The organism is Amycolatopsis tolypomycina (assembly GCF_900105945.1).
GTDB lineage: Bacteria > Actinomycetota > Actinomycetes > Mycobacteriales > Pseudonocardiaceae > Amycolatopsis > Amycolatopsis tolypomycina.
In genome coordinates, this window is the sequence record NZ_FNSO01000004.1 from 601,563 (window position 1) to 622,942 (window position 21,380).

Annotated in this window: 25 protein-coding genes; 13 read left to right on the forward strand and 12 right to left on the reverse strand. The window is 72.2% G+C overall.

Annotated features, from left to right (window positions below):
- The first annotated feature begins 91 nt into the window (after positions 1 to 91).
- The 4 genes from BLW76_RS13460 to BLW76_RS13475 are packed head-to-tail and all read left to right on the forward strand — an operon-like array spanning position 92 to position 5,000.
- Entirely contained in the window at positions 92 to 1,165 is a 1,074-nt protein-coding gene (locus BLW76_RS13460) for a toll/interleukin-1 receptor domain-containing protein (RefSeq protein ID WP_091306844.1), read from the forward strand.
- Entirely contained in the window at positions 1,152 to 3,413 is a 2,262-nt protein-coding gene (locus tag BLW76_RS48480) for a hypothetical protein (protein WP_091306847.1), read from the forward strand. Before BLW76_RS13460 ends, BLW76_RS48480 begins: the two co-directional genes overlap by 14 nt.
- Positions 3,410 to 4,462, forward strand: a complete 1,053-nt coding sequence (locus tag BLW76_RS48485) for an SPFH domain-containing protein (RefSeq protein WP_091306849.1) — start codon at positions 3,410 to 3,412, stop codon at positions 4,460 to 4,462. Before BLW76_RS48480 ends, BLW76_RS48485 begins: the two co-directional genes overlap by 4 nt.
- The gene (locus BLW76_RS13475; RefSeq protein ID WP_091306852.1) at positions 4,446 to 5,000 is read left to right on the forward strand and encodes a hypothetical protein; all 555 of its coding nucleotides are present in this window, start codon (positions 4,446 to 4,448) and stop codon (positions 4,998 to 5,000) included. Before BLW76_RS48485 ends, BLW76_RS13475 begins: the two co-directional genes overlap by 17 nt.
- Positions 5,001 to 5,035: 35 nt before the next feature.
- Here BLW76_RS13475 and BLW76_RS13480 read toward each other — a convergent pair whose 3' ends face one another.
- On the reverse strand, positions 5,036 to 6,124 hold the full coding sequence (locus BLW76_RS13480) for an MAB_1171c family putative transporter (RefSeq protein WP_091306853.1): 1,089 nt from the start codon (positions 6,122 to 6,124) through the stop codon (positions 5,036 to 5,038).
- The gene (locus BLW76_RS13485) at positions 6,121 to 6,636 is read right to left on the reverse strand and encodes an ImmA/IrrE family metallo-endopeptidase (RefSeq protein WP_091306856.1); all 516 of its coding nucleotides are present in this window, start codon (positions 6,634 to 6,636) and stop codon (positions 6,121 to 6,123) included. Before BLW76_RS13485 ends, BLW76_RS13480 begins: the two co-directional genes overlap by 4 nt.
- A gap of 252 nt (positions 6,637 to 6,888) precedes the next feature.
- Between BLW76_RS13485 and BLW76_RS13490 the strand changes: the two genes are divergently transcribed.
- Positions 6,889 to 7,962 carry a serine hydrolase domain-containing protein gene (locus BLW76_RS13490; protein WP_091306859.1) on the forward strand — a complete coding sequence of 358 codons (1,074 nt, stop codon included), beginning with the start codon at positions 6,889 to 6,891 and terminating at the stop codon, positions 7,960 to 7,962.
- Here the strand turns inward: BLW76_RS13490 and BLW76_RS13495 are convergent.
- On the reverse strand, positions 7,944 to 8,387 hold the full coding sequence (locus tag BLW76_RS13495; RefSeq protein ID WP_091306861.1) for a MerR family transcriptional regulator: 444 nt from the start codon (positions 8,385 to 8,387) through the stop codon (positions 7,944 to 7,946). The genes BLW76_RS13490 and BLW76_RS13495 overlap by 19 nt on opposite strands.
- A 24-nt stretch (positions 8,388 to 8,411) precedes the next feature.
- Between BLW76_RS13495 and BLW76_RS13500 the strand changes: the two genes are divergently transcribed.
- Positions 8,412 to 9,791, forward strand: coding sequence for an MFS transporter (locus tag BLW76_RS13500; protein ID WP_091306863.1), 1,380 nt, complete (start codon positions 8,412 to 8,414; stop codon positions 9,789 to 9,791).
- Here BLW76_RS13500 and BLW76_RS13505 read toward each other — a convergent pair.
- Entirely contained in the window at positions 9,766 to 10,050 is a 285-nt protein-coding gene (locus BLW76_RS13505; protein ID WP_091306865.1) for a ubiquitin-like small modifier protein 1, read from the reverse strand. The genes BLW76_RS13500 and BLW76_RS13505 overlap by 26 nt on opposite strands.
- A 3-nt stretch (positions 10,051 to 10,053) precedes the next feature.
- Positions 10,054 to 11,136, reverse strand: coding sequence for a WD40/YVTN/BNR-like repeat-containing protein (locus BLW76_RS13510; protein WP_091306868.1), 1,083 nt, complete (start codon positions 11,134 to 11,136; stop codon positions 10,054 to 10,056).
- Between the two features lie 166 nt (positions 11,137 to 11,302).
- On the opposite strand from BLW76_RS13510, the gene BLW76_RS13515 reads away from it, so the two are divergent.
- Both BLW76_RS13515 and BLW76_RS13520 read left to right on the forward strand, forming a co-directional pair.
- Positions 11,303 to 11,674, forward strand: a complete 372-nt coding sequence (locus tag BLW76_RS13515; protein ID WP_091306870.1) for a YciI family protein — start codon at positions 11,303 to 11,305, stop codon at positions 11,672 to 11,674.
- A 122-nt stretch (positions 11,675 to 11,796) separates the two neighbouring features.
- Positions 11,797 to 12,675, forward strand: coding sequence for a M48 family metalloprotease (locus BLW76_RS13520; RefSeq protein WP_091306873.1), 879 nt, complete (start codon positions 11,797 to 11,799; stop codon positions 12,673 to 12,675).
- Here the strand turns inward: BLW76_RS13520 and BLW76_RS13525 are convergent.
- The 3 genes from BLW76_RS13525 to BLW76_RS13535 are packed head-to-tail and all read right to left on the reverse strand — an operon-like array spanning position 12,641 to position 14,291.
- Positions 12,641 to 13,627 (reverse strand): NAD(P)-dependent alcohol dehydrogenase, encoded by a 987-nt coding sequence (locus BLW76_RS13525; RefSeq protein ID WP_091306876.1) that lies wholly within the window; start codon positions 13,625 to 13,627, stop codon positions 12,641 to 12,643. The two genes, BLW76_RS13520 and BLW76_RS13525, sit on opposite strands and share 35 nt — an antisense overlap.
- Complete coding sequence (locus BLW76_RS13530) at positions 13,624 to 13,848, reverse strand: helix-turn-helix transcriptional regulator (protein ID WP_091306878.1); 225 nt, start codon at positions 13,846 to 13,848, stop codon at positions 13,624 to 13,626. The genes BLW76_RS13525 and BLW76_RS13530 overlap by 4 nt, the downstream gene beginning before the upstream one ends.
- Positions 13,842 to 14,291, reverse strand: coding sequence for a hypothetical protein (locus tag BLW76_RS13535; RefSeq protein WP_091306880.1), 450 nt, complete (start codon positions 14,289 to 14,291; stop codon positions 13,842 to 13,844). Before BLW76_RS13535 ends, BLW76_RS13530 begins: the two co-directional genes overlap by 7 nt.
- Before the next feature lie 105 nt (positions 14,292 to 14,396).
- On the opposite strand from BLW76_RS13535, the gene BLW76_RS13540 reads away from it, so the two are divergent.
- Both BLW76_RS13540 and BLW76_RS13545 read left to right on the forward strand, forming a co-directional pair.
- A complete protein-coding gene (locus BLW76_RS13540) occupies positions 14,397 to 14,747 on the forward strand; it encodes a YciI family protein (RefSeq protein ID WP_091306883.1) in 351 nt (116 codons plus the stop codon).
- A gap of 5 nt (positions 14,748 to 14,752) precedes the next feature.
- Entirely contained in the window at positions 14,753 to 15,997 is a 1,245-nt protein-coding gene (locus BLW76_RS13545; protein WP_091306886.1) for an RNA polymerase sigma factor, read from the forward strand.
- 87 nt (positions 15,998 to 16,084) lie between these two features.
- Here the strand turns inward: BLW76_RS13545 and BLW76_RS13550 are convergent, their stop codons facing one another.
- Both BLW76_RS13550 and BLW76_RS13555 read right to left on the reverse strand, forming a co-directional pair.
- Positions 16,085 to 16,705, reverse strand: coding sequence for an enoyl-CoA hydratase/isomerase family protein (locus tag BLW76_RS13550; RefSeq protein WP_091306889.1), 621 nt, complete (start codon positions 16,703 to 16,705; stop codon positions 16,085 to 16,087).
- Positions 16,702 to 17,295, reverse strand: a complete 594-nt coding sequence (locus BLW76_RS13555; protein ID WP_167384595.1) for a TetR/AcrR family transcriptional regulator — start codon at positions 17,293 to 17,295, stop codon at positions 16,702 to 16,704. The genes BLW76_RS13550 and BLW76_RS13555 overlap by 4 nt, the downstream gene beginning before the upstream one ends.
- A 53-nt stretch (positions 17,296 to 17,348) precedes the next feature.
- Here BLW76_RS13555 and BLW76_RS13560 point away from each other — a divergent pair, with 53 nt between their 5' ends.
- Positions 17,349 to 17,702 (forward strand): arsenate reductase family protein, encoded by a 354-nt coding sequence (locus tag BLW76_RS13560; protein WP_091306894.1) that lies wholly within the window; start codon positions 17,349 to 17,351, stop codon positions 17,700 to 17,702.
- Here the strand turns inward: BLW76_RS13560 and BLW76_RS13565 are convergent.
- On the reverse strand, positions 17,699 to 18,910 hold the full coding sequence (locus BLW76_RS13565) for a threonine synthase (protein ID WP_091306897.1): 1,212 nt from the start codon (positions 18,908 to 18,910) through the stop codon (positions 17,699 to 17,701). The genes BLW76_RS13560 and BLW76_RS13565 overlap by 4 nt on opposite strands.
- A gap of 66 nt (positions 18,911 to 18,976) precedes the next feature.
- Here BLW76_RS13565 and BLW76_RS13570 point away from each other — a divergent pair, with 66 nt between their 5' ends.
- Together BLW76_RS13570 and BLW76_RS13575 are read left to right on the forward strand one after the other, a co-directional pair.
- Positions 18,977 to 19,756, forward strand: a complete 780-nt coding sequence (locus tag BLW76_RS13570) for a DUF1295 domain-containing protein (protein WP_091306899.1) — start codon at positions 18,977 to 18,979, stop codon at positions 19,754 to 19,756.
- The gene (locus tag BLW76_RS13575) at positions 19,753 to 20,565 is read left to right on the forward strand and encodes a carbon-nitrogen hydrolase family protein (RefSeq protein ID WP_091319364.1); all 813 of its coding nucleotides are present in this window, start codon (positions 19,753 to 19,755) and stop codon (positions 20,563 to 20,565) included. The genes BLW76_RS13570 and BLW76_RS13575 overlap by 4 nt, the downstream gene beginning before the upstream one ends.
- 15 nt (positions 20,566 to 20,580) lie before the next feature.
- Here the strand turns inward: BLW76_RS13575 and BLW76_RS13580 are convergent, their stop codons facing one another.
- Positions 20,581 to 21,327, reverse strand: coding sequence for an SDR family NAD(P)-dependent oxidoreductase (locus BLW76_RS13580; protein WP_244170155.1), 747 nt, complete (start codon positions 21,325 to 21,327; stop codon positions 20,581 to 20,583).
- Positions 21,328 to 21,380 lie beyond the last annotated feature (53 nt).

Below are 21,380 nucleotides of genomic sequence, written 5' to 3' on the forward strand. Positions count from 1 at the left end.
CCGTCGTACCCGAATCGGCGGGTGTAACGACGGCGACCGGTGCCGCGACCCTCATGGCGTCGATTTCCGGGGACCCGACGAGGGAGTGCACATGGGTGGTCCCGCAGCCGAACCGTACGACTTCTGCCTGTCGTTCGCGACCGAGCAACGGCCTTATGTCGAAGAAGTCGCGGAGCTGTTGCGAAAGGCCGGGCGCACCGTGTTCTACGACGCCTACGAGACGGCGAAACTGCTCGGCGAGGATCTGTACACGCACCTCGACGAGATCTACAACCGCGGATCCCGCTTCTGCGTGTTGTTCGCTTCCGAGGCGTACGTGCGCAAGGTCTGGACCAGGCACGAGCGGCGGTCCGTGCAGGACAGGGCGATGCGCGAAGCCGGCGCGTACCTGCTGCCGGTGCGGTTCGACGACACCCCGGTGCCCGGGTTGCGCGGCACCACCGGGTACGTCGACGCGCGGGTCACGTCCCCGGCCGAGCTCGTGCGGATCCTCCTCGAAAAGCTGGCGGGGGAACCGCAGGCGGCCACTGTTTCCGCGTCGATTCTGGCCGTGAAGGCGGATCCGCACACTGACCTCGAAGATCTTGTACGGAAAGCGCTGTCACACTGCCGGGTTTCCGTGGCGCCGGAGCTGATTTCCGCCCGCGGTTCGTCGGTGACGGCGGTCGTTCCGGAAGCGGTGCTCTCGGTCGCCGAGGTGGTCGTGGATGTCACGGCCACGATCGCCGACCTCGCCCGGAAGGGGTCCGTGCCGGCACTCAGGATCGCCGTGCACCGCGGTCAGGTCCCGGCCGGGCAGCCGGGGGAATCCGTCGACCTCACGGAAGCGGCCGAGGCCGCGGCCTCCGCCGCCGTGGCGGACGTGTTCGACCGGGTACCGGAGGCCGGCTGCGTGATCGTGGCGACCCAGCGGGTGTTCGACACGGTGATCCGGCCGGGCCGCGGTGGGTGCAACCCCGCTCAGTTCTCCTGGACCACGACAGCCGACGGACGCGGCCTCTACGTCAAGGTACCGGGGTTTCCCCAGTACGGGCGGCCCGCGCGCCCGGCCGGGGCCACCCCGGCCGGGGCAGCCGCGCCGCGGACGTACCACTTCGGCGGACCGGTGACCGCCGGCCAGATCGGGGACGTCAACTTCTTCGGGAGCGACGATGACCGACACTGACCCGGACCCCGCCGAGTCCGGGGGCGACACCTCCGACGCGCCACCCGAACCCGAAGGGGAGGAGAAGCCGGACAAGGGCGCGGCCGACGACCGGAAGCCCCAGGACGAGGGACAGGACAAGGAGAAGGACAAGGAAAAGGCCGAGGAGGAGGAGAACGTCCGGTCCGCGCAGGACCGCGCCGCCGACCCGGAGAGCGCCCAGCAGTGGGGCCTGTTCGCCAGCCGGATGGACACCGCGTTCCAGGCCATGTTCGGCGTCGGCGCGAGCGGGTTCGCCGCCGCGGGCGGCACGGCCAACTTCTTCCTCGGCGACACCGCCGTCGGCCAGGTCGGCGACCAGAACTTCGCCGGGAGAAGGCGTTCGCTGGAGATCCGGGTCCGCAGTGGCCTGGTCGCGAAGGACGTGCTCGCGCAGATCGACGAGGCGTACGTGGAGCCCGACGACTACCGCGAGCTGACCCGGAAGCTCGAGCAGCACCAGCTGCTGTTCATCAAGGCGCGCGGGGGCACCGGCCGGACGATGACCGCGTTGCACCTGCTGCACCGCAGCTGCCACGAAGGCGTGCGCAAGCTCGACCCCGACGCGCGGCTGAAGAGCTTGCAGCCGAAGGAATTCGAGCCCGGACACGGCTACCTCCTCGAATCGCTGGACCCCGACCAGGCCGCGACCCTGAAGGCCTTCCACGCCGAACGGCTCGGGCAGTACATGCGCGACCGGGGCTGCATGATGGTCGTCATCGTCGACGAATCGACACGCCTGCCAATGCACGAGATCGGCGACCTCGTCAGCACCGGCTTCACCCGGGTGAAGCCCGACCGGCTGCTCGAACGCTACGTCGAATGGGGCCTCGTCGGCTCCGCTCCCGAAGCCGACCACGAGGTGCTGTCCCGCCCCGAGGTGAAGGAGATCATCGCTCAGCTCACCGAGGAGGTCCCGGCCCGGGAGCTGGCGAAGCTCGGCGACCTGCTGATCGAGGTCGCCCACGACCGGATCGGGTTCGAGACGGTCCGGAACCGGTACTCGGCGGCGGGCAAGGCGGGCTTCGGGGAGTGGTTCGACGCTCAGGCCGACCTCGAGCAACGCGCCTTCGTCATCGCCCTCGCCGTCTTCAACGACGAACCGGTGCAGCTGGTCTCGACCGCCGCCACGATGCTGGCCGACCGCTTCAAGAAGCTCGCCATCCCCCGGCGCGGCGACCGGTCCCGTGACGTGTTCGCGGTCTCGCTCACCCAGCGGGTCCAGCAGGCGCGCGCCGAGCTGGCCAACGGCTCGCAGGAGACGGAGTTCGGCGATGTGCCGGTGACGAAGGCCCGTTTCCAGGACGAGCGGTACCCGCAGCTCGTGCTGGACCACGTGCGCACGCAGTACACCCAGGCGCTGGACGTGGTCCTGGACTGGCTCCTCGCCCTGGGCAGCATCCCCAACCCGCAGGTCTACATCCGGGCCGGGGTCGCCGCGGGACTGCTGAGCCAGTACGACTTCGTCAACGTGTACCGCCGGATCATCAACCCCTGGGCGGTCTTCGGCGACGCCGACCAGCGCTGGGCGGCCGTCGCCGCCCTGCAGGTCCCGGCTCGGCTGCCGGACTACGGCCTGCAGATCTCGAAGCTCCTCCGCCACTGGTCCCGCCACACGCTCCCGCAGCTGCGTTCGGCGGCGGCGCAGGCCCTCGGCACGACGACCTCGATCAGCCCGGAGGCGGCGCTCAAACAGCTGAGGTACCTCGCCCGCCACGCCGACTGGGTCATCGCCTACCGCGTGGGCGAAGCCATCAGCGACCTGTTCGTGCGCGCCGACCCGGGCCTGGTCCTGCGGACGCTGGTGCGCTGGTCGCGGGACGACGAGTTCGTGGAACGCCGGCTGACGGCGTTGCTCGCGGTCCTGATCACCTCGCACTACGTAGAAATCCAGGCCGACGGCTCGGAACGCTGGCCCGCGCTGGTCTGGTTCGCCGAGCACCGGCCGGATCTGCGGCGCCACATCGTGCTGCTCTTCGCCCGGCTGCTGGTGACCATCGACTTCAAGCGACGCACGTACGTCCACATGAAGCAGTGGGTGCGGATCACCCGCCGCGAACCGGCGGTGACGCGGCCGCTCGCGCGGCTGCTGCGCGACATCGGCGCGCGCTCGGGCGAAACCGCGAGCATCCGCACCCACCTGGCGGACTGGGCCGAAGACCCCGACGGGCCGGTCACCGCCGCCCGGACCGTGCTCGAACACTTCGACCAGGAAGAGGGACCACAGTGACCGATCGAGCTCCGGAACCGGATGACCGGCCGGACACCGGCGGCGCCGGCACAGCCGTGCAGCGGCTCGAGGTGACCCGCTCCAGCCTGCGCAAGAACAACCCCGCGTCGTCCGGCCACTCCGCGGTCGTCTACGTCACGAAGCGAGGCGACTACCAGGTCGGCGCCGGCCGGCTGACCGCCGGCGAAGTGTGGCTGGCCACTCCGCGCGAGATGTACCTCGTCGACATCACCCCGCACGAAGAGGTGTTCGAACTCGGCCTTCCGTCGGCCGAAGAAGCGTTCACCTACACCGCGAGCGTGCGCGTCACCTGGCGGATCAGCGACCCGGTCGCCGCGGTGAAGGCGGGCAAGGTCGAACCGCGGGAGGCGATCGGCCGGTTCCTGGAGGAAAAGCTGCGCGAAGTCACGCGTCAGTTCGGCGTGGAGGACAGCGCGAACGCCGAGCGCCGGATCGCGCACGAGTTCGGCGACCGCGAGGTGCGGATGTCCGACGCGGTGGTTGTCACGCGCTGCACCGCAGTCCTGGACCTGGACGAATCGACACGCAAGCACATCGCCAGCCGGACCGAGTTCGCGCGCAGTTCCGAGACCGAACGGCTCTCGCACGAGGTGCGCCGGCTGCGCGCGGAGCACGCGCGGGAAATGCAGCGGCTCGAGCAGCAGCACGAACTCGAGCTGAAGCAGCAGCGCATGAAGGTCTACGCCGACGCGATCCGCGAGGACGACGCGAACGTGCTGGCCCTGCGGCTGGCCGGGCACAAGGAGGACATCCAGGACGTCATCGGGCTGCTGCAGGAGCAGAAGAAGCTCAGTCTCGAAAACGCGAAGGGCATCCTCCAGATGGCGCTGGAGAACAAGGCGGTGACCCTGACCGAGCTCAAGCCGCTGCTGAACGACGCCAGCCGGACGATGCTCGGGCTGCCGAAGAACCCCGGCTCGCCGCCCCGGGTCACGGCGGACGCCACCCGCGCCGACCTGCACGACGACGAAGCCGACCTGCACGACGACGAAGACGACGAGGACGAGGACGATGGCGGCGAGCGGTGAAGTGCTCAACCCGGTGAGCGACGTTCCGGTGTTCGGCGACCTGATCGGCCTGGTCGACACCGCGGCGACCCAGATCGGGTTCTCGCTGCCGTTCCGGGCCTTCGGCGAGCTGATCATCGTCGGGGTGCTCGCCTTCGTCCTGCTGCGGCTGGTGACGGCGCGGCTGCTCCCGTGGGCGGGCAACGCGCTCGTCCGCCCGGTCACGATGCTCACGCAGGCGCTCCTGGTCCTGCTCCTGCTGCCGGACCTGGGTGTCGCCCGCCTGACCCGGCACTTCGGGCGGAAGCCGCCCGAGGCGGTTTACGGGTACGGCGCGGCGGTGCTGGCCGTGGTCGAGTCCGCCGAGGAGCTGATCCGGCGCGGGCTGCCGAAGCTGGGCCTGACCCGGGCGTTGCGGCCCTGGGCGCTGATCGTCCTGCTGGTCGCCGGCTTCCTGCTCTGGAACCAGCAGGACTGCGCGGCGGGCGCGGCACCCACGTGCGCCAGTCCGGTCGAGGTGTGGCTCGCGTCGTTCGGCGCACCGGATCCGAAGGGCTGACCCCGCGGCCTCGGCTGACGAGCAGCGCGCCACGGTCAGGCGGCCGCCGCCTTCAGGGACTCGGACAACGTCACCAGCTCGCGGGCGTCGTCGTCCAGACCCCCGCCGTCCGGGATGGCGATCGGCGTGCCCTGCTCCGGGACCTGCTCACGCCGGGCGTGGGCGCGCAACGCCTCCACGAGCCGGACCGCCAGCGGGCCGTCCAGGCGGGCCACGTACGGGCTGATCCGGACCAGCCCGTCCCGGCATTCGATCACCCGCCGGTAGTACCGGCGGTGGACGCCGCGCACGCTCAGCGTGTCCCAGCGGCCCAACGGCGTGCGGCTCAGCGCGTCCTCCGGGAACGCCTCGTGCAGCTTCGTCCACAACGGACGGAGGCGGTGGTAGGTCCGCAGGTGCTGCCACCACACGCGGGCCGCCGCCAGCCGGGTGGCCACGCCCGGGTACGACAGGCCGACCACCAGCAGGATCGCGCTCGGGAACACCAGCCAGACCGTGGCCTGGACCAGCAGCCAGGGGATCGCCGCGCCCGCCCAGTGGACCAGGACCACCGCGATCAGCGTCGCGCCGCCCACCGCGCCGAACGCGAACCCGACCGACGCCACCGAGAGCCCGCGGGCCAGCCGCGGGGCCGCGCCGCGGGCGTAACGCCGGGCGAAGAAGCAGGAGCTCGCGATGCCGTACGTCAGGTACAGGTCGGCGGCCAGGTAGAACACCGAGACCGCGCCGCGGGGGTACTGCGCCGGCGGGACGTCCGGCATGAACACCGTCACGGTGGCCATCACCAGGATCGCGGCGCCCAGCGGGATCGCCTCCAGCCGGGCCCGCCGCCGCGCGCGGGAGCCCGGGCGGGCCGAGAACAGGAAGAAGCACGCCAGCGAAAAGACCAGCCCGCAGAGGAAGACGTGCTGGAACAGCAGCGGCACGATCGACCCGGGGTACGGCTGGTTGACGTCGCCCGCCAGCAGGCCCAGCGGGTACGCGGCCGCGAAGCAGGCCAGGCAGGCCGTGACCATCCAGCGTGCGACGTCACCCGGGGCGCGGGTGAGCTGGTAGATCTTCCACAGCAGCGCCGGGAACAGGATGACGCCCTGGACCACGATCAGCGTGATCTTGCTGTTCACAGCCAGCCCAGCCGTTCGTCCAGCGCGGCGTCGAGCCGCCGCGCGGCACCCGCGTCCGACGACGGCGGGGCGACCCGGTCGAGGACCGAGGCCCACTCGAGGATGATCGTCGCCACCGTCTCGGCCTCCCGCTCGTGGTCGGTGTCGTAGGAGGTGCGCAGCAGGGCGCGCCCGACCGCCTCCGGTTCCAGGCCCGGCGCCAGCTTGCCGACCAGGTCCTGGTTCTCCGCGGTGGCGCCGTGGCCGGCCAGGATGTGGCCCAGCTCGTGCAGGATGATGTGGCGCTGGTGGGCCTTGCTGGTGTCCTGCTGGTAGACGATGTAGTCGGCCTCGGCGGTGGCGATCCAGGCGCCGAACGGGCCCGGCACCGGGATCCGGTGCGGCAGCAGCCGGATCGGGCGGCCGCGCTGCGCACCGACGCTGCGGCACAGCTCGAGGACGTCGAGCGGCGGGCGGATGCCCAGTTCGTTCAGCAGCCGCCTGCAGCGGCGCCGCAACTCGCGTTCCTTCACCAGCCGCCTTGCCATCACCGTCGGAGCACCCAGACGCTCTTACGGTAGTTGACGGCACCCCAGTCGATCATCGCCCGCCCCGGGGACCCGTCGCCGTCAGCTGTGCTCCGGCGCGATCTCGCAGAGTGACGCGCGCCGGCGGTGCACGCGCCCCTCGTCGACGGTGGCGGTGGCCCGCACCGGGACACGCACAGCGGGCAGCCTCCTTAATTCGGTGGCGCGGTCGACGAGGGTGGAGTTGAGTCGGCTCCCATGGTCGAGGTGCGCGGAACGTGCGACGAGCGGTTCGGAGAGGTGCGCGACGCGCTCGCGGAGTCCTTGGCCAAGGACGACGTCGGCGCCTCCGTTGCGGTGTTCCACCACGGCGAGCCCGTCGCCGACCTGTGGGGCGGCTACGCCGACGCCGGGAAAACCGTGCCCTGGCAGGAAAACACGATCACCAACGTCTGGTCCACCACCAAGACGATGATCGCCCTGTGCGCCTTGGTCCTCGCCGATCGGGGAGACCTCGACCTCGACGCTCGGCTCGTCCGGTACTGGCCCGGGTTCGGCGCCGCGGACGTGCGGGTGCGGCACGTGCTGTCGCACACCGCGGGACTGCCCGTCTGGGACACGCCGATCACCCTCGACGACCTGGCCGACGCGCCCAAGGTCACCGCGCTGCTCGCCGCGCAGGAGCCGCGGTGGACACCCGGGGAAATCGGGTGTTATCACGCGGTCACGCAAGGCTTTCTGCTCGGTGAGGTCGTCCGCCGGATCACCGGCCGGACGATCGGGGCGTTCTTCGCCGCCGAGATCGCCGGGCCGCTGGGCGCCGATTTCCACATCGGGCTGCCCGACGCGCAGCACCACCGCGTCGCGCCGCAGCTCGCGCCGCCCGGCGGGCTGACCGTGCCGCCGCCCACCGAGCTCTTCGACGCCGCCCCCAATCCCGTCATCGAGCCCGCGGACACGAACACCGCGGCGTGGCGGCGTGCGGAGATCCCGTCGGGTTCCGGCTACGGCAACGCCCGCTCGGTCGCCCTCGTCCAGTCGGTCCTCACCTCGGGCGGTGCCGGGCTGCTGTCGCGGGCCGGGTGCGAGCGGGCGCTGGAGGAGCAGTACCAGGGTCTCGACCACGGCCTGGGCGTGCGGATGCGGTACGGCCTTGGCTACGGCATCAGCGGCCGCACCTGCTTCTGGGGCGGCATGGGCGGTTCGCTGGTGTTCAACGACCTCGACGCCGGTCTCACCGTCGCCTACGCGATGAACCAGATGCTCGACGCCGTCGTCGGTGACGGCCGCGGCATGACCATGGTCGCCGCGGCCTACAGCGGCTTGGGCTGATCCGGCACCGGCGCCCAGAGCCCATCCGCGTCGCCCGCCTCGAGCCGGCCCCGGTACACGCCGATCTTCCGGTCGATCAGCTGCAGGTTCTCCTGCAGCTCCGCCAGCCTCGCCAGCACGTCGGCGCGGTGTTCCTCCAGCAGGGCCAGGCGCTCCCGCTCGTTGCCGCGGCCGGCGGCGACCAGGTCCGCGTACCGGCGGATCGTCTTGATCGGCATACCCGTCGCGCGGAGCTTGGTGCAGATCTTGATCCAGTCCAGGTCCAGCTTCCGGTAGCGGCGGCGGCCGCCGCTGGTGCGGTCGACCCGGGTCACGACCAGGCCCGCCCGTTCGTAGTAGCGCAGCGTGTGCGCGCTGACCCCGGTGCGGCGGGCCGCGTCCGCGATGGTCAGGCCCTCCGCGGGGATCGGGTTGACTTCGAGCACGCTCTAAATCCTAGCGTCGGAAGCATGACCACCAACCGTCCCGGCCTTGTGCTCGCCATCTGTTGCGCCAGCATCGTCGTCGTGGTGATGGACATCTCCATCGTCACCGTCGCCCTGCCTTCGATCCGCCGTGACCTGGGCGCTTCCGTCTCGAGCCTGCAGTGGACCGTCGACGCCTACACGCTCGTCCTGGCCGCGTTCCTGGTGCTCGCCGGCTCGGCCGCCGACCGGTTCGGCCGCCGTCGCGTCTTCCGGTGCGGGCTGGCCGTCTTCGGCCTCGGGTCGCTGCTGTGCAGCCTGGCCCCCGGCATCGGCTGGCTGATCGCCGCCCGCGCGCTGCAGGCCGCCGGCGGCACCATGCTCAACCCGGTCGCGATGGCGATCGTCGCCACCACCTTCCCCGCGCCGGCCGAACGCGCCCGCGCGATCGGCGTGTTCGGCTCGATGTCCGGCCTGGCGCTGGTGCTCGGGCCGATCCTCGGCGGTGTGCTCGTCGACGGCTTCGGCTGGCGGGCCGTCTTCTGGGTCAACGTGCCGATCATCGCGGCCGCGCTCGTCGCCACGACGTTGTTCGTGCCCGAGTCGCGGGCGCCGCGGGCCCGCCGCTTCGACCCGGTCGGGCAGGTCCTCGTGCTGCTGGTGCTCGGCAGCGTCGTCGCCGCCCTCATCGAGGCGCCCCGGCTGGGCTGGACGTCGCCGTGGATCCTCGGCCTGCTCGCCCTCGCCGGCCTCGGCGTGCTGGGCCTCCTCCGCTACGAACCGCGGCGCGCCGACCCGCTGCTCGAACTGCGGCTGTTCCGCAGCATCGCGTTCAGTTCGGCGATCCTCATGGCACTGCTGGCCCTGTGCGGGTTCGGGGTGTTCCTCTTCGTCGCCACCCGGTACCTCCAGGAGGTGCGCGGGATGACGGCGCTGGCGGCCGGGCTGTGCCTGCTCCCGGTCGGGCCGGCGGTGCTCGTGCTGTCCCCGCGCACCGGACGGGTGGTCGGCACGCGGGGTCCACGGGGGCCGCTGGTCGTCGCCGGGACGGCGCTGGCGGCGGGCGGCGCCGCGGCCGCGTGGCTCGGCCCGGCGACCCCGCTGCCGCTGGTGCTCGCGACCTTCCTGCTGTTCGGAGTCTTCCTCGGCACGGTGAACCCGCCGATCACGAACACCGCCGTCGCCGGGATGCCGGGCTCGATGGCCGGGGTGGCGGCCTCGCTGGCCTCCTCCGGCAGGCAGACCGGCACCACCCTGGGGGTCGCGCTCGCCGGGTCCGCGTCCGGCGTGTGGTGGCTGGTCGCCGGGCTCGGGGCCGGTCTGGTCGCCTTGGCGCTGGCCGGCACCGGACGCCGGGCGGCCGCGACGGCGCACCGGGCGGCCGCCCTGTTCGACGAGCTCAGCCGCCCGCGACCGACGGGATGATCTGCACCTCGGCGTCCGCCCGCAGCGGCGTCTCGGTGCCTTCGCGACGGCGGCACTCCTCGCCGTCGACGTAGAAGTTGACGTACCGGCGCAGCCTCGCCTGCTCGTCACGCAGCCGCCGCTCCAGCGCCGGGTACCGCTCGGCGAGCGCGTCGAGCAGGGCACCCAGCGTGGCCGGCTCGCCGACCTCGACGTCCAGCTTGGCTTCGCCGCCGGCCTTCTCCCGCAGGGTCCCGGGCAGCAGCACGGTGATCCGCACGGTTCACACCCTCGCGGCGCGGACGCTCAGCACGTCGGGCAGGTGGGCCGCGACGAGCTGCCAGCTGTCGCCGTCGTCGCGGCTGGCGTAGACGTCACCGGTCCGCGAGCCGAAGTACACCCCGGCCGGGTCGGCGTCGTCGGTGCACATCGCGTCGCGCATGACGCCGGCCCAGTACCCGTCCGGCAGGCCCGGCCCGAGCGCCTCCCACGACTTCCCGGCGTCCTCGCTGCGGTACACCCGGCAGCGGCCGTCCGGCGGGAACCGCATCGCGTCGGCGACCAGCGGGAAGGTGTAGATCACCTCGGGCCGGTGCGGGTGGACGACGATGGGGAAGCCGAAGTCGCTCGGCAGGCCGTCGGCGATGGACTGCCAGGTCGCGCCGGCGTCGTCGCTGCGGTAGACGCCGTGGTGGACCTGGGCGAACAGCCGGTCCGGCTCGGCCGGGTGCCGCGTGACCTTGTGCACGCACTGGCCGTACTCGGGGTACGGGTCGGGCACGTGGACCGCCTTGATGCCGGTGTTGCTCGCCGCCCACGACGCGCCGCCGTCCGCGGTGCGGTAGACGCCGCCGGTCGACATCGCCACGGTGACGCGGGCGGGGTCGGTGGGATGGGGGAGCACGGTGTGGATGGCCTTGCCGCCGCCCCCGGGCGTCCAGTGCTCGCGGTGCGGGTGGTCCCACAGGCCGCGGACGAGCTCGTAGGTGCGGCCGCCGTCGGTGGAGCGGAACAGCGCGGACGGCTCGGTGCCGGCGTAGACGACGTCCGGCTCGCTCGCCGGGCCGGGCACGAGCTGCCACGCCCTGGCCAGCGATTCGCCGGTGTCCGCCGGGAACGCGATCGGGGCGTGGTCGGGTTCGGCCCAGGTGGCGCCCAGGTCGTCGCTCGTGGCCACGCTCGGCCCGAAGTGCTCGCTGGTGACCCCGGCCAGCAGCCGCGGGGTGGCGCGGCGGGTGTCGATGCCGACCGCGTACACCTCCGTCATCGGGTGGTGCGGGCCGGTGACGTCCCAGGTGGCGCGGTCGTCCGTGCTGGTCGCCAGCCACAGGCCCTTGCGCGTGCCGATCGCGAGCAGGACGGGCATCCTTCCTCCCCTTCTCCGGGTGATGCGGGTCACAGGTACTCTGCCCGAAAAATCTCTCCGGGGAAATGTCGAACGCCGGTCGCGGCCGTTCGACGCGGGGGTGAAGGCCGGTCACCGCGTCCGGGAACGCACCGGACCCCGGCCGTAAAACACCAGGGAGGACACCATGCGGTTTCTCATGATGCACCGGGTCGACGAGCAGGACCCGAAGAGCTGGAACCCCAGCCAGGAGTTCATCGAGAAGATGGGCGCGTTCATCCAGGAGTCGGCGGAGAAGGACATCCTGATCACCGCGGAGGGCGTGCACCCGACGGAGAAGGGCTCGCTGGTCCGCAAGCCGCGCGGTGCCGCGATCCGCGTGACCGACGGCCCGTTCGCCGAGGCCAAGGAGGTCATCGGCGGGTTCGCGCTGATCAACGCGGCGGACCGGGCGGAGGCCGTCGAGTTCGCCAAGCGGTACGTCGAACTGTTCGACCAGGACATCGAGGTGGAGATCCGCCAGGTCGTCGAGTTCGACGAGCTGCCGACGCAGGACTGACGCCCCTCCGGTGGCGCCGGGCAGTGGCTCCGCTGCTCCGGCGCCGCCGTCCGGTGGACGACCGTTGTGCCCGGGTGCGGTTCGGGCCAGGGTGGGTTCCTGCCGTCGGGGAGGGAGCGGACTTGAGCGGAGACCGGACCCGGCCCGACCTGTCCGCCGTGCTCGCCGTCGTGCTCGCCGTGCCCGTGGTGGCCAGCAGCCTGCTCGTGCTCGGCCTCGCCGGGAAGCTCGCCTGGCCGCCGTACTTCTGGGTCCTGCCCGCCGGCTGGGCGCTGCTCGGCGGGATCACCTTCGTGCCCGCCTTCGAGCACTTCCTGCTGCCGCTGACGTTCGGCATGCGGCAGCCGACCTCGCGGGAGCTCGCGCGGCTCACCCCGAGCTGGGAGGCAGTCTGCACCGCCGCGGGGGTCGACGGCGCTCGCTACCGGCTGTGGGTCGACCGCTCCCGCGCACTCAACGCGTTCGCCGCGGGTGGCCGGACCGTCGCCGTCACGCGGACCGCGCTGGACCTGCCGCCACCGAGCCTGGAGGCGATCCTGGCGCACGAGCTCGGCCACCACCTCGCCGGGCACACGCGGCTTTCGCTGTACGTCTGGTGGCTGGAGCTGCCCGCCCGGCTGCTGACCCGCCTGCTCCGGCTGCTCGCGCTGGCCGTCCCCCACGTCGGGCGCGCGTTCGCCGCCTTCGGGCGGTCGGTCGCCGTGCTCGTCACCGTACTGCTGACGCTGGGCGTGCTGACCGCGCTCGCCTTCCTCGACCCGTGGCTGCTGCTGGCGCCACTGCTCGGTCCGGTGCTGGCCTGGTCGAAACGGCTCGGCGAGTACCGGGCCGACCTGATGGCGGCGCGGCTGGGCTACGGCCCGGAGCTGATCTCCCTGTTCCGGGAGTGGATCCGGGCAAGCGGCGGCGACGAGCGGCGGCTGTGGGCGCGGCTGCTGGCCGGGCACCCGGCCCACGTCGACCGGATCAAGAAGCTGCAGGACCGCGGCTTCCGAGCGTGAGCACGACCTTGCCCGCCGAGTGTCCCCGGTGGACGTGGTCGATCGCGGCCACGGCGTCGGCGAGCGGGTACGTGCGATCCAGCACGGGAGTCAGCGGGCCGGCCTCGATCGTTTCGCGCAGGACTTCGAGGTCCGTGCCGCGGACGGTGGAGATGAGCCCGCGCAGCCGCTGTTTCACGAACGGGTTCAGCACCGCGGCCCGCAGCACCCGCTGGATGCCGCCCAGCCACTTGCCGCCTTCGCCGCCGACGATGACGAGCGTGCCGCGCGGGGCCAGCGCCCGGCGCAGGTGGGCGAGCGAGCGCAGGCCCGCCGTGTCCAGGATCAGGTCGTGGCGCCGGTCGGTGAAGTCCGCGCACGTGTAGTCGACGACGTGGTCGGCGCCGAGTTCGCGGACCAGGTCCACCTTGCCCGTGCTGCACACCGCGGTGACTTCGGCGCCGAAGGTCTTGGCCAGCTGCACCGCGAACGACCCGACCCCGCCCGCGGCGCCGATCACCAGCACGGACTGGCCCGGCCGGACCCCGCCCGCGTCACGCAGGCCCTGCAGGGCGGTGCAGCCGGAGATCGCGACGGCCGCCGCCTGCTCGAACGAGAGCCGGGCCGGTTTCCCCGCGACCCGGTCGGCCTTGGCGACGGCGTACTCGGCGAACGCGCCGGCGCACTCGCCGAACACCTCGTCGCCGGGGTGGAACTTCGTCACGCCTTCGCCGGTCTGCTCGACCGTGCCCGCGAAGTCGAGGCCGCGCACGGAGTTCTTCGGCCTGCGCAGGCCGAAACCGAGCAGGCGCACCAGGTACGGCTGCCCGGTGGTCAGGTGCCAGACGCCCGGGTCGACGCCGGCCGCGTGCACGCGCACGAGGACCTCGCCGGGCCCGGGCGCCGGTCTCGCGATGTCGCGCGGTTCGAGAACGCCGGGATTTCCGTAGCGGTCCTGGACGATGGCTTTCACGACGACTCCTCCGGGTACTGGAACACTTCTTCGAGCGGGACGCTGAACACGTGCGCGATCTGGAACGCCATCTCGAGCGAGGGCGAGTAGCGGCCCTGCTCGATGGCGATGACGGTCTGGCGGGTGACGCCCAGCCGGCCGGCGAGCTCGGCCTGCGTCATCTGGCCGTGCGAGAACCGGAGGGCGCGCAGCGAGTTCGTGACGCGGGTCGGCTTCACCACGGCTGGAAACCCTTGCGGTAGGCAAAGATCCGGGCGATCGACCCGAGGAGCGCCGAAAGCGTGAAGGCCAGGTAGATGACGTTGGCGATCCAGAAGTGGGGCGCCTCGGCCATGGCCAGCAGCAGCGCGGCGACGGCGCCGATGACGACGAACGAGTGGCCGACGTGCTCGCCCAGCCTGCCGATTTCGTGGTCGCGCTGATCCTTCGCGCCGTCCTTCGACACGATCGCGACGACGATGCTGAGCACGATCGTCGCGACGATGGACGTGCCGACCGTCCAGAGCAGCGCCGCGACGTAGGGGACTTCGGCCAGCGGCCGCCCACCGGCCCGGCCGAGGACCAGCACGAGGTACACCGCGTAGCTCACCACCGCGGCGAACCCGAGGATCCAGGCGTTCTTCTCTTCGTGGGTCACCTCGCCAAGGTAAAACAAACCAGACATCGTGTCAAAGTTTCTTGACATGAGAAAATGTGCCCGCGGGCCTGTCCAACGGGCCGGCCGCCGTTCGTAGTGCTGGCGTACGGCAACCGAGCCACTGGAGGAACCGTGAAGTACCTGATGCTGATCAACGCCGCGCTCGACGCCGACGGCGCGCCCACCGGCTGCAGCACGCCCGACGACTGGATGCTGTTCGACAAGTCGCTCAAGGAAGCCGGGGTGTACGTCGGCGGCGACTCGGTCGCCGACTTCACCACGGCGGCCACGGTCAAGGTCGACGAGCGCGGCGAGCGGCTCGTCACCGACGGCCCGTTCGCCGAGTCCCGGGAGGTCCTCGGCGGCTACTTCGTCGTCGACGTGCCGGACCTCGACGTCGCGCTCGACTGGGCGGCGCGCTGCCCGGGGTCCCGCGACGGCGGGTCGATCGTGGTCCGGCCGCTCGCCGGCTACGAGGGCTGACGCCGGTGACCGGGCGGGCGCAGCCCTGGCCGGCCATCGAGGCGGTGTTCCGGGAGGAGCGCGGGCTGTTGCTGGCCGCGCTCGTCCGCCGGTTCGGCGACCTCGACCTGGCCGAGGAGGTGACGTCGGAGGCGATCGAGGCGGCGCTGGTGCACTGGCCTGCCGAGGGCGTGCCGCCGAAGCCGGGCGCCTGGCTGATGACGACGGCCCGGCGCAAGGCGGTCGACCGCCTCCGTCGTGACCAGGCTTACGCGGCCCGGCTCGCGGTGCTGCAGGTCGAGGCCGAGCGCGCGGCGCCCGCCCCGCCCTTTTCGGAGGGTGGTCTTCCCGACGAGCGGCTCCAGTTGTTCTTCACGTGCGCGCACCCGGCGCTGCCGGCGGAGGACCGCGCGGCGCTGACGTTGCGCTGCCTGGCCGGGCTGACGACGCCGGAGGTGGCGCGGGCGTTCCTGGTGCCGAGCGCGACGATGGGCAAGCGGATCGTGCGGGCGAAGAACCGGATCCGCGCGCTGCGGATCCCGTTCCGGGTCCCGGACGCGGCCGAGCTCCCCGGGCGGCTGCCGGGCGTGCTGCAGGTGGTGTATTCGATCTTCACCGAGGGCTACGCGGCGAGTGCGGGCCCCGACCTGCAGCGGCCGGCCCTGGCGGAGGAGGCGATCCGCCTGGCCCGCATCCTCCGCCGCCTGCTGCCGGACGAGCGGGAGGTGGCGGGCCTGCTGGCCCTCATGCTGCTGATCCACGCCCGCCGCGAAACCCGGACGGGCCCGGACGGCGACCTGGTGCTCCTCGACGACCAGGACCGCACCCGCTGGGACGGTTCGATGATCGAGGAGGGCGCGGCACTGGTGGTGGCGGCCCTGACCGGCGGACCCCCGGGCCGCTACGGAGTCCAGGCGGCGATCGCGGCCCTGCACGACGAGGCCGCGGACGTGGCGAGCACGGACTGGCCGCAGATCGTGGGGTTGTACGAAGTGCTGCGCGGGCTGGCGCCGTCACCGGTGGTGGAGCTGAACCGCGCGGTGGCGGTGGCGATGCGGGACGGACCGGAGGCGGGGTTGGCGTTACTGGGGGAACTGGCGGCGGAGCCGAGGTTGCGCGAGTACAGCCCGTTCGCGGCGGCCCGGGGTGACCTGCTCAGCCGCCTCGGCCGGGGTGAGGAGGCGGCGGTGGCGTACCGGGAGGCGTTGTCGCTGGCCGGAACGGAGCCGGAGAGGCTGCACCTGCGGCGGCTGGCCTCCGGCCCCCGGTGATCATTCTACCGGTCGCCACCGACAGTTCCGGCGGAAAGCGGGAACTGTCGGTGGTCCCCGGTAAGCTGGATACCGGGGGCCGGAGGCCTACCCCGCCCGCAGAGCCGCCACGGCCGGCGCGAACATCGTCGTCTTGATCGCGCCCAGTGTTCCGCGGTCCTTGCCCACCAGGCCTTCCACTCGCGTCCGGGCCACCTTCACCACTTCGCCCTCGGCCGCGGTCTCGTCCACCAGCCCGATCTCCGCCGCCTCCGGGCCGCCGAACCGTCGCGCCGTCGTCATCGATGCCACCGCTGCCGCGGGGGTCAGTTTGCCCTGGATCAACGCCGCCATGCCCGGGGTGAACGGGATGTTGATGTCCGCTTCCGGGAAACAGAAGTAGCCCCGGTCCGCGCGCATCACGCGGAAGTCGTGCGCCATCGCCAGCATTGCGCCCGCCCCGAACGCGTGGCCGTTGATCGCCGCGATCGTCGGGACCGGCAGTGTCAGCACGCGGGCGAACAGCTCCTGCACCTGCGCGACGTACTCCGAAGCCCGGTCACTGTGCGCCGTCAGCCATTCGAGGTCCAGGCCGTTCGAATAGAACTTGCCGCCGCCCGTGGTCAGCAGGGCTCCCTCGACACCGTCCAAAAAGGAATGGACGCGCTGCAGCCAGTCCGGTGAGAAGCGGTTTTCGTCGTCGCCGAGGTCGAGCACGGAAACGGTCACGGTCGGTCCTTTTCTCGAGGGGGCACGGTCAGCACCGCCCGCACCGCGGCGGCCAGCCTCTCCCGCACCAGCGGATCGGTGATGTCGCGCCGGAAGAAGGCCGTCGGCAGGTCGACGACGCACGTCGTGATCACCTCGACCGCCAGGCCGTCGCCGCGGTCCCACAGCTGCCTGGCGAGCCGGACCAGCAGGGCGACCAGGCGTTTGTCCACCGCGTGCAGGGCTTCCGCCAGCTCGTCGGGCAGCTCCGGCCCGAACAGCCGGTCGCCCCGCACCTTCAGCAGCATCCGGGCGCCGTCGGGGCGCAGCAACGCGAACTCCGCGGGCGTGTCCGCCGCCGCGACGACCGCCTCCACCGGGGAAGGAGCCTGGTCGACGAGCGAGGTCTGCAGGTCGAGGAACGCCGTTGCCGCGCGTAGCCACACCTGGGCCAGCAACGCGCTGAGCGACCCGAACGCGTGGTAGATCGTCCCGTTCGGGACGCCCGCGGCCGCCGCCAGGCCACGCACCGTCACGTCCGTCGAGGACGCGACGAGCCGCTCGGCGACGTCGAGGAGCGCGTCGAGGTCGTGGACGCGGGGGCGGGGCATGCCGCGACCGTAACAGAACACGTGCTCCAAAACCAGGCCGGTAGGCTGAAGACGTGGAGATCTGGATCAACCCGGCGTGCTCGAAGTGCCGGTCCGCGGTGTCGCTGCTCGACGAGGCCGGCGCGGAGTACACCGTGCGCCGCTACCTCGAAGACCCGCCGACCGCCGCGGAACTCGAAGCCGTCCTGCAGCGCCTCGGCCTCGAACCGTGGGACATCACGCGCACCGCCGAGCCCGTCGCGAAGGAGCTCGGCCTCAAGACCTGGGGCCGCACGCCCGAAGACCGGCCGAAGTGGATCGACGCCCTCGCCGCGCACCCCAAGCTCATCCAGCGCCCGATCATCACGGCCGACGACGGCACCACGGTCGTCGCGCGCGACCCGGAAACCGTGCGTTCGGTCCTTTAGGGAATCTCGTCGGTCGTCGCCAGGAGCGGGACGTCCAGGGACACCGTCTCCGGGTACTTGATCCCGGCGCCGGTGTTGAGCACGACGACGTCTTCGTCGCCCTCAAGCCACCCCGACTCGCGAAGGTGCTTCAACGCGGCGAAGCACGCTCCGCCTTCCGGGCAGACGAAGGTGCCCTCGTGCGAAGTCAGTTCGCGTTGTGCCGCCAGCAGTTCCTCGTCGGTGACGGCGATCGCGGTGCCACCCGTCTCGTACACGGCGTCGAGCACGAGGAAGTCGCCCAGCGCCTTGGGCACGGTGATGCCGAAGGCGACCGTCCGGGCGTCCGGGAACGGCTCGCTTTCGCGGGCCCCGCGCGCGAACGCCGTGACGATCGGCGCGCACCCGGTGGCCTGGACGGCGACGAGCCGCGGCAGCGGGCCGGAAACCCAGCCCAGCTCCCGCATTTCCAGCAACGCCTTGTAGATCCCGATGATGCCGACACCGCCGCCGGTCGGGTAGAGGATGACGTCGGGCAGCCGCCAGCCGAACTGCTCGGCGATCTCGTACCCCATCGTCTTCTTGCCCTCGATGCGGTACGGCTCCTTCAGCGTCGAGACGTCCTGCACGCCGGGACGCCGCCCGGCCGCCGCCGCGACGAGCTTGCCCGCGTCCCCGATCAGACCGGCCACCCGGTACAGCTCGGCGCCCGCCGCGACGCACTCGCGCATGGTGATCGCCGGCGCGTCGTCCGGCATCGCGACCAGGCTCGACAGCCCCGCGCGCGCCGCGTACAACGCCCACGCGGCGCCGGCGTTGCCGTTCGTCGGCATCGCGATCCCGCGCACGCCCAGCTCGGCCGCCCGCGAGACGCCGACCGCGGCGCCGCGCGCCTTGAACGTGCCGGTCGGCACCAGGCCTTCGTCCTTCATCCACAGCCGGGACAACCCCAGCTCACGGCCGTAGCGCGGCAGCCGCAGCAACGGCGTCATACCTTCCCCGAGGCTGACGACGTGCTCGGGCGAGCGCACGGGCAGCACCTCGTGGTAGCGCCACAGCGTCGGTTCCCGCCCGGCGATCTCCTTCGGCGTCACGGCTTCGCGGACGCCGTCGAGGTCGTAGCGCGCGAGCAGCGGCGCGCCCGCCGGGGAGAGGCCCTGGACTACGTCGGCGGCCAGGCGTTCGCCGGTCCGCGAGCACTCGAGATGGCTGAGGAACGAGTACGGCACAGTGCCGATCCTAGGTCCCCGGCCGATCCTAGGTCCCCGGCCGATCCCAGGTCCTAAAGTGAGCACATGGACGCGCTGCGGGTGTGCCTGTACGTCTTCGCCGGGGTGACGCTCGGTACCTGGCTGGTGTCGGTGCTGACCAGGGAGTACTCCTGGGTCGACCGGATCTGGTCGATCGTCCCGGTCGCCTACGTGGGGATCTTCGCCGGCGCCGCCGGGTTCGCCGACGCGCGGCTCGACGTGATGTTCGCGCTGGTCGCGCTGTGGGGCATCCGGCTCACGTTCAACTTCGCCCGCAAGGGCGGCTACGCGCCCGGCGGCGAGGACTACCGGTGGGCGGTGCTGCGCGAGCGGATGGCGCCGTGGCAGTTCCAGCTGTTCAACTTCTTCTTCATCTCGCTGTACCAGAACGTGATCCTGCTGCTGATCACGCTGCCCGCGCTGACCGCGCTGGAGCACCCGGGCGGCTTCGGCGCCGCGGACGTCGTCGTCGCGCTGGTCTTCGCCGCCTTCCTGGTCGGGGAGACGGTCGCCGACCAGCAGCAGTGGGCGTTCCACCGCGAGAAGCACGCGGGCCGGGCGCCGACGCGGTTCCTGCAGGCCGGGCTGTTCCGCTACTCACGGCACCCGAACTTCTTCTTCGAGCAGGCGCAGTGGTGGGCGATCGCCGCGTTCGGCGTGGTCGCCGGCGGTCCGCAGTGGACGGTCGCCGGCGCGGTCCTGCTCACCCTGCTGTTCGTGGGCTCGACGCGGTTCACCGAGAGCATCACGAAGTCGCGGTACCCCGAATACGCCGACTACCAGCGGCGGACGTCGGCCGTGGTCCCGTGGCCGGTGCGCGGATGACGGTCGTCGCCGCGCTCCAGATCGCCGCGGGCGTCCCGATCGAGCGGATCCTGGCGTTCGAGGACGAGATCCGGGGCGCCGACCTGGTGGTGCTGCCGGAAGCCGTCCTCGGCGGGTACCCGGGCCGGGTGCCGTTCACCGAGTACTTCCACGCGGCGGTGACCGTGCCCGGTCCGGAGGTGACGGAGCTGGCCGGGCTCGCGGCGCGGACCGGCGCGTCGCTGGTGGTGGGCGTGATCGAACGCGCCGGCTCGACCCTCTACAGCACGGCGGTGTTCCTCGACCCGGAGCAGGGACTGGTGGCCAAGCACCGCAAGCTGGTCCCGACGGAACGGGAGCGCCTCTTCTGGGGCCGCGGCGACGGTTCGACGCTCCCGGTGGTCGCGACGGCGGCGGGCCGGGCGGGTGCGGCGATCTGCTGGGAGAACCACATGCCGTTGCTGCGGGCGGCGATGTACGCGAAGGGCGTGGAGATCTGGTGCGCCCCGACGGCCGACGACCGCGACGTCTGGCAGGCGTCGATGCGCCACATCGCCGACGAGGGCCGGTGTTTCGTGGTTTCGGCGTGCCCGTACGAGGCCGAAGGCGACGACCCGTTCCGCGGCGGCAGCGTGATCGCCGGCCCGCTGGGGGACGTCCTGGCCGGCCCGCTGCGCGACGCGGAGGGCCTGATCACGGCGGAGATCGACCTCGAGGAGATCGTCACCGCTCGCAAGAGCCTCGACGTGTCCGGGCACTACTCGCGGCCGGACGTCTTCTCGCTGACCGTGGACGAGCGGCCGAGGGAGGGCGTCACCTTCGTGAGGTGACGCCCTCCCGCGCGCTCACACCGCCAGCCGGCCGCCGTCCACCGGGAGGATCGCGCCGTGGACGAAGCTGGCGTCGCCCGCCGCCAGGAACGCGATCGCCGCCGCGATCTCCTCCGGGGACGCCACGCGCCCCGCCGGGCCGGCCGCGGCCAGCGCGTCGAGGCCGTCGCCGAACACCGCCGTGCCCTCCGTGCGGGTCGGGCCCGGGCTGACCGCGTTGACCCGGACGCCCGACGGCCCGAACTCCGCCGCCCACGCCTTCGTCATCAGCTCGACCGCCGCCTTCGACGCGCCGTACACCGCCATGCCCGCCATGCCGCGCAGCGCGACCATCGTGGACACGTTCACGATCGCGCCGTGGCCCCGGGCCGCCATCTCCGGCCCCAGCTCGGCGACCAGGAAGAACGGCACCTTCACGTTCGTCGCGAAGACCGTGTCGAAGTCCGCCTCGGCGAACGACGCGGTCGGCCCGGTCGGGAACACGCCGGCGTTGTTGACCAGCACGTCGATCGGCCCGCCCACCTCGCGCGCCCGAGCCGCGAGCGCGCGCGCCGACGCGGCGTCCGTCAGGTCCGCCGCGACGAAGTCGGCCTTGCCACCCGCCGCGCGGATGGCGTCGACGACCTCGGCGCCGCGCCCGGCGTCCCGGCCGGACAGCACCACGTGCGCGCCGAGCCGGGCCAGCGCGATCGCCGTCGCGCGGCCGATCCCGCTCGTCCCGCCGGTCACCAGCGCCGTCGACCCGGCAAGTTCTGCAGTCATCGTTCGAACTCCTTTGCGTTCTCGGTCGCAGAGTTCAAGCGAGACCGCCCGGA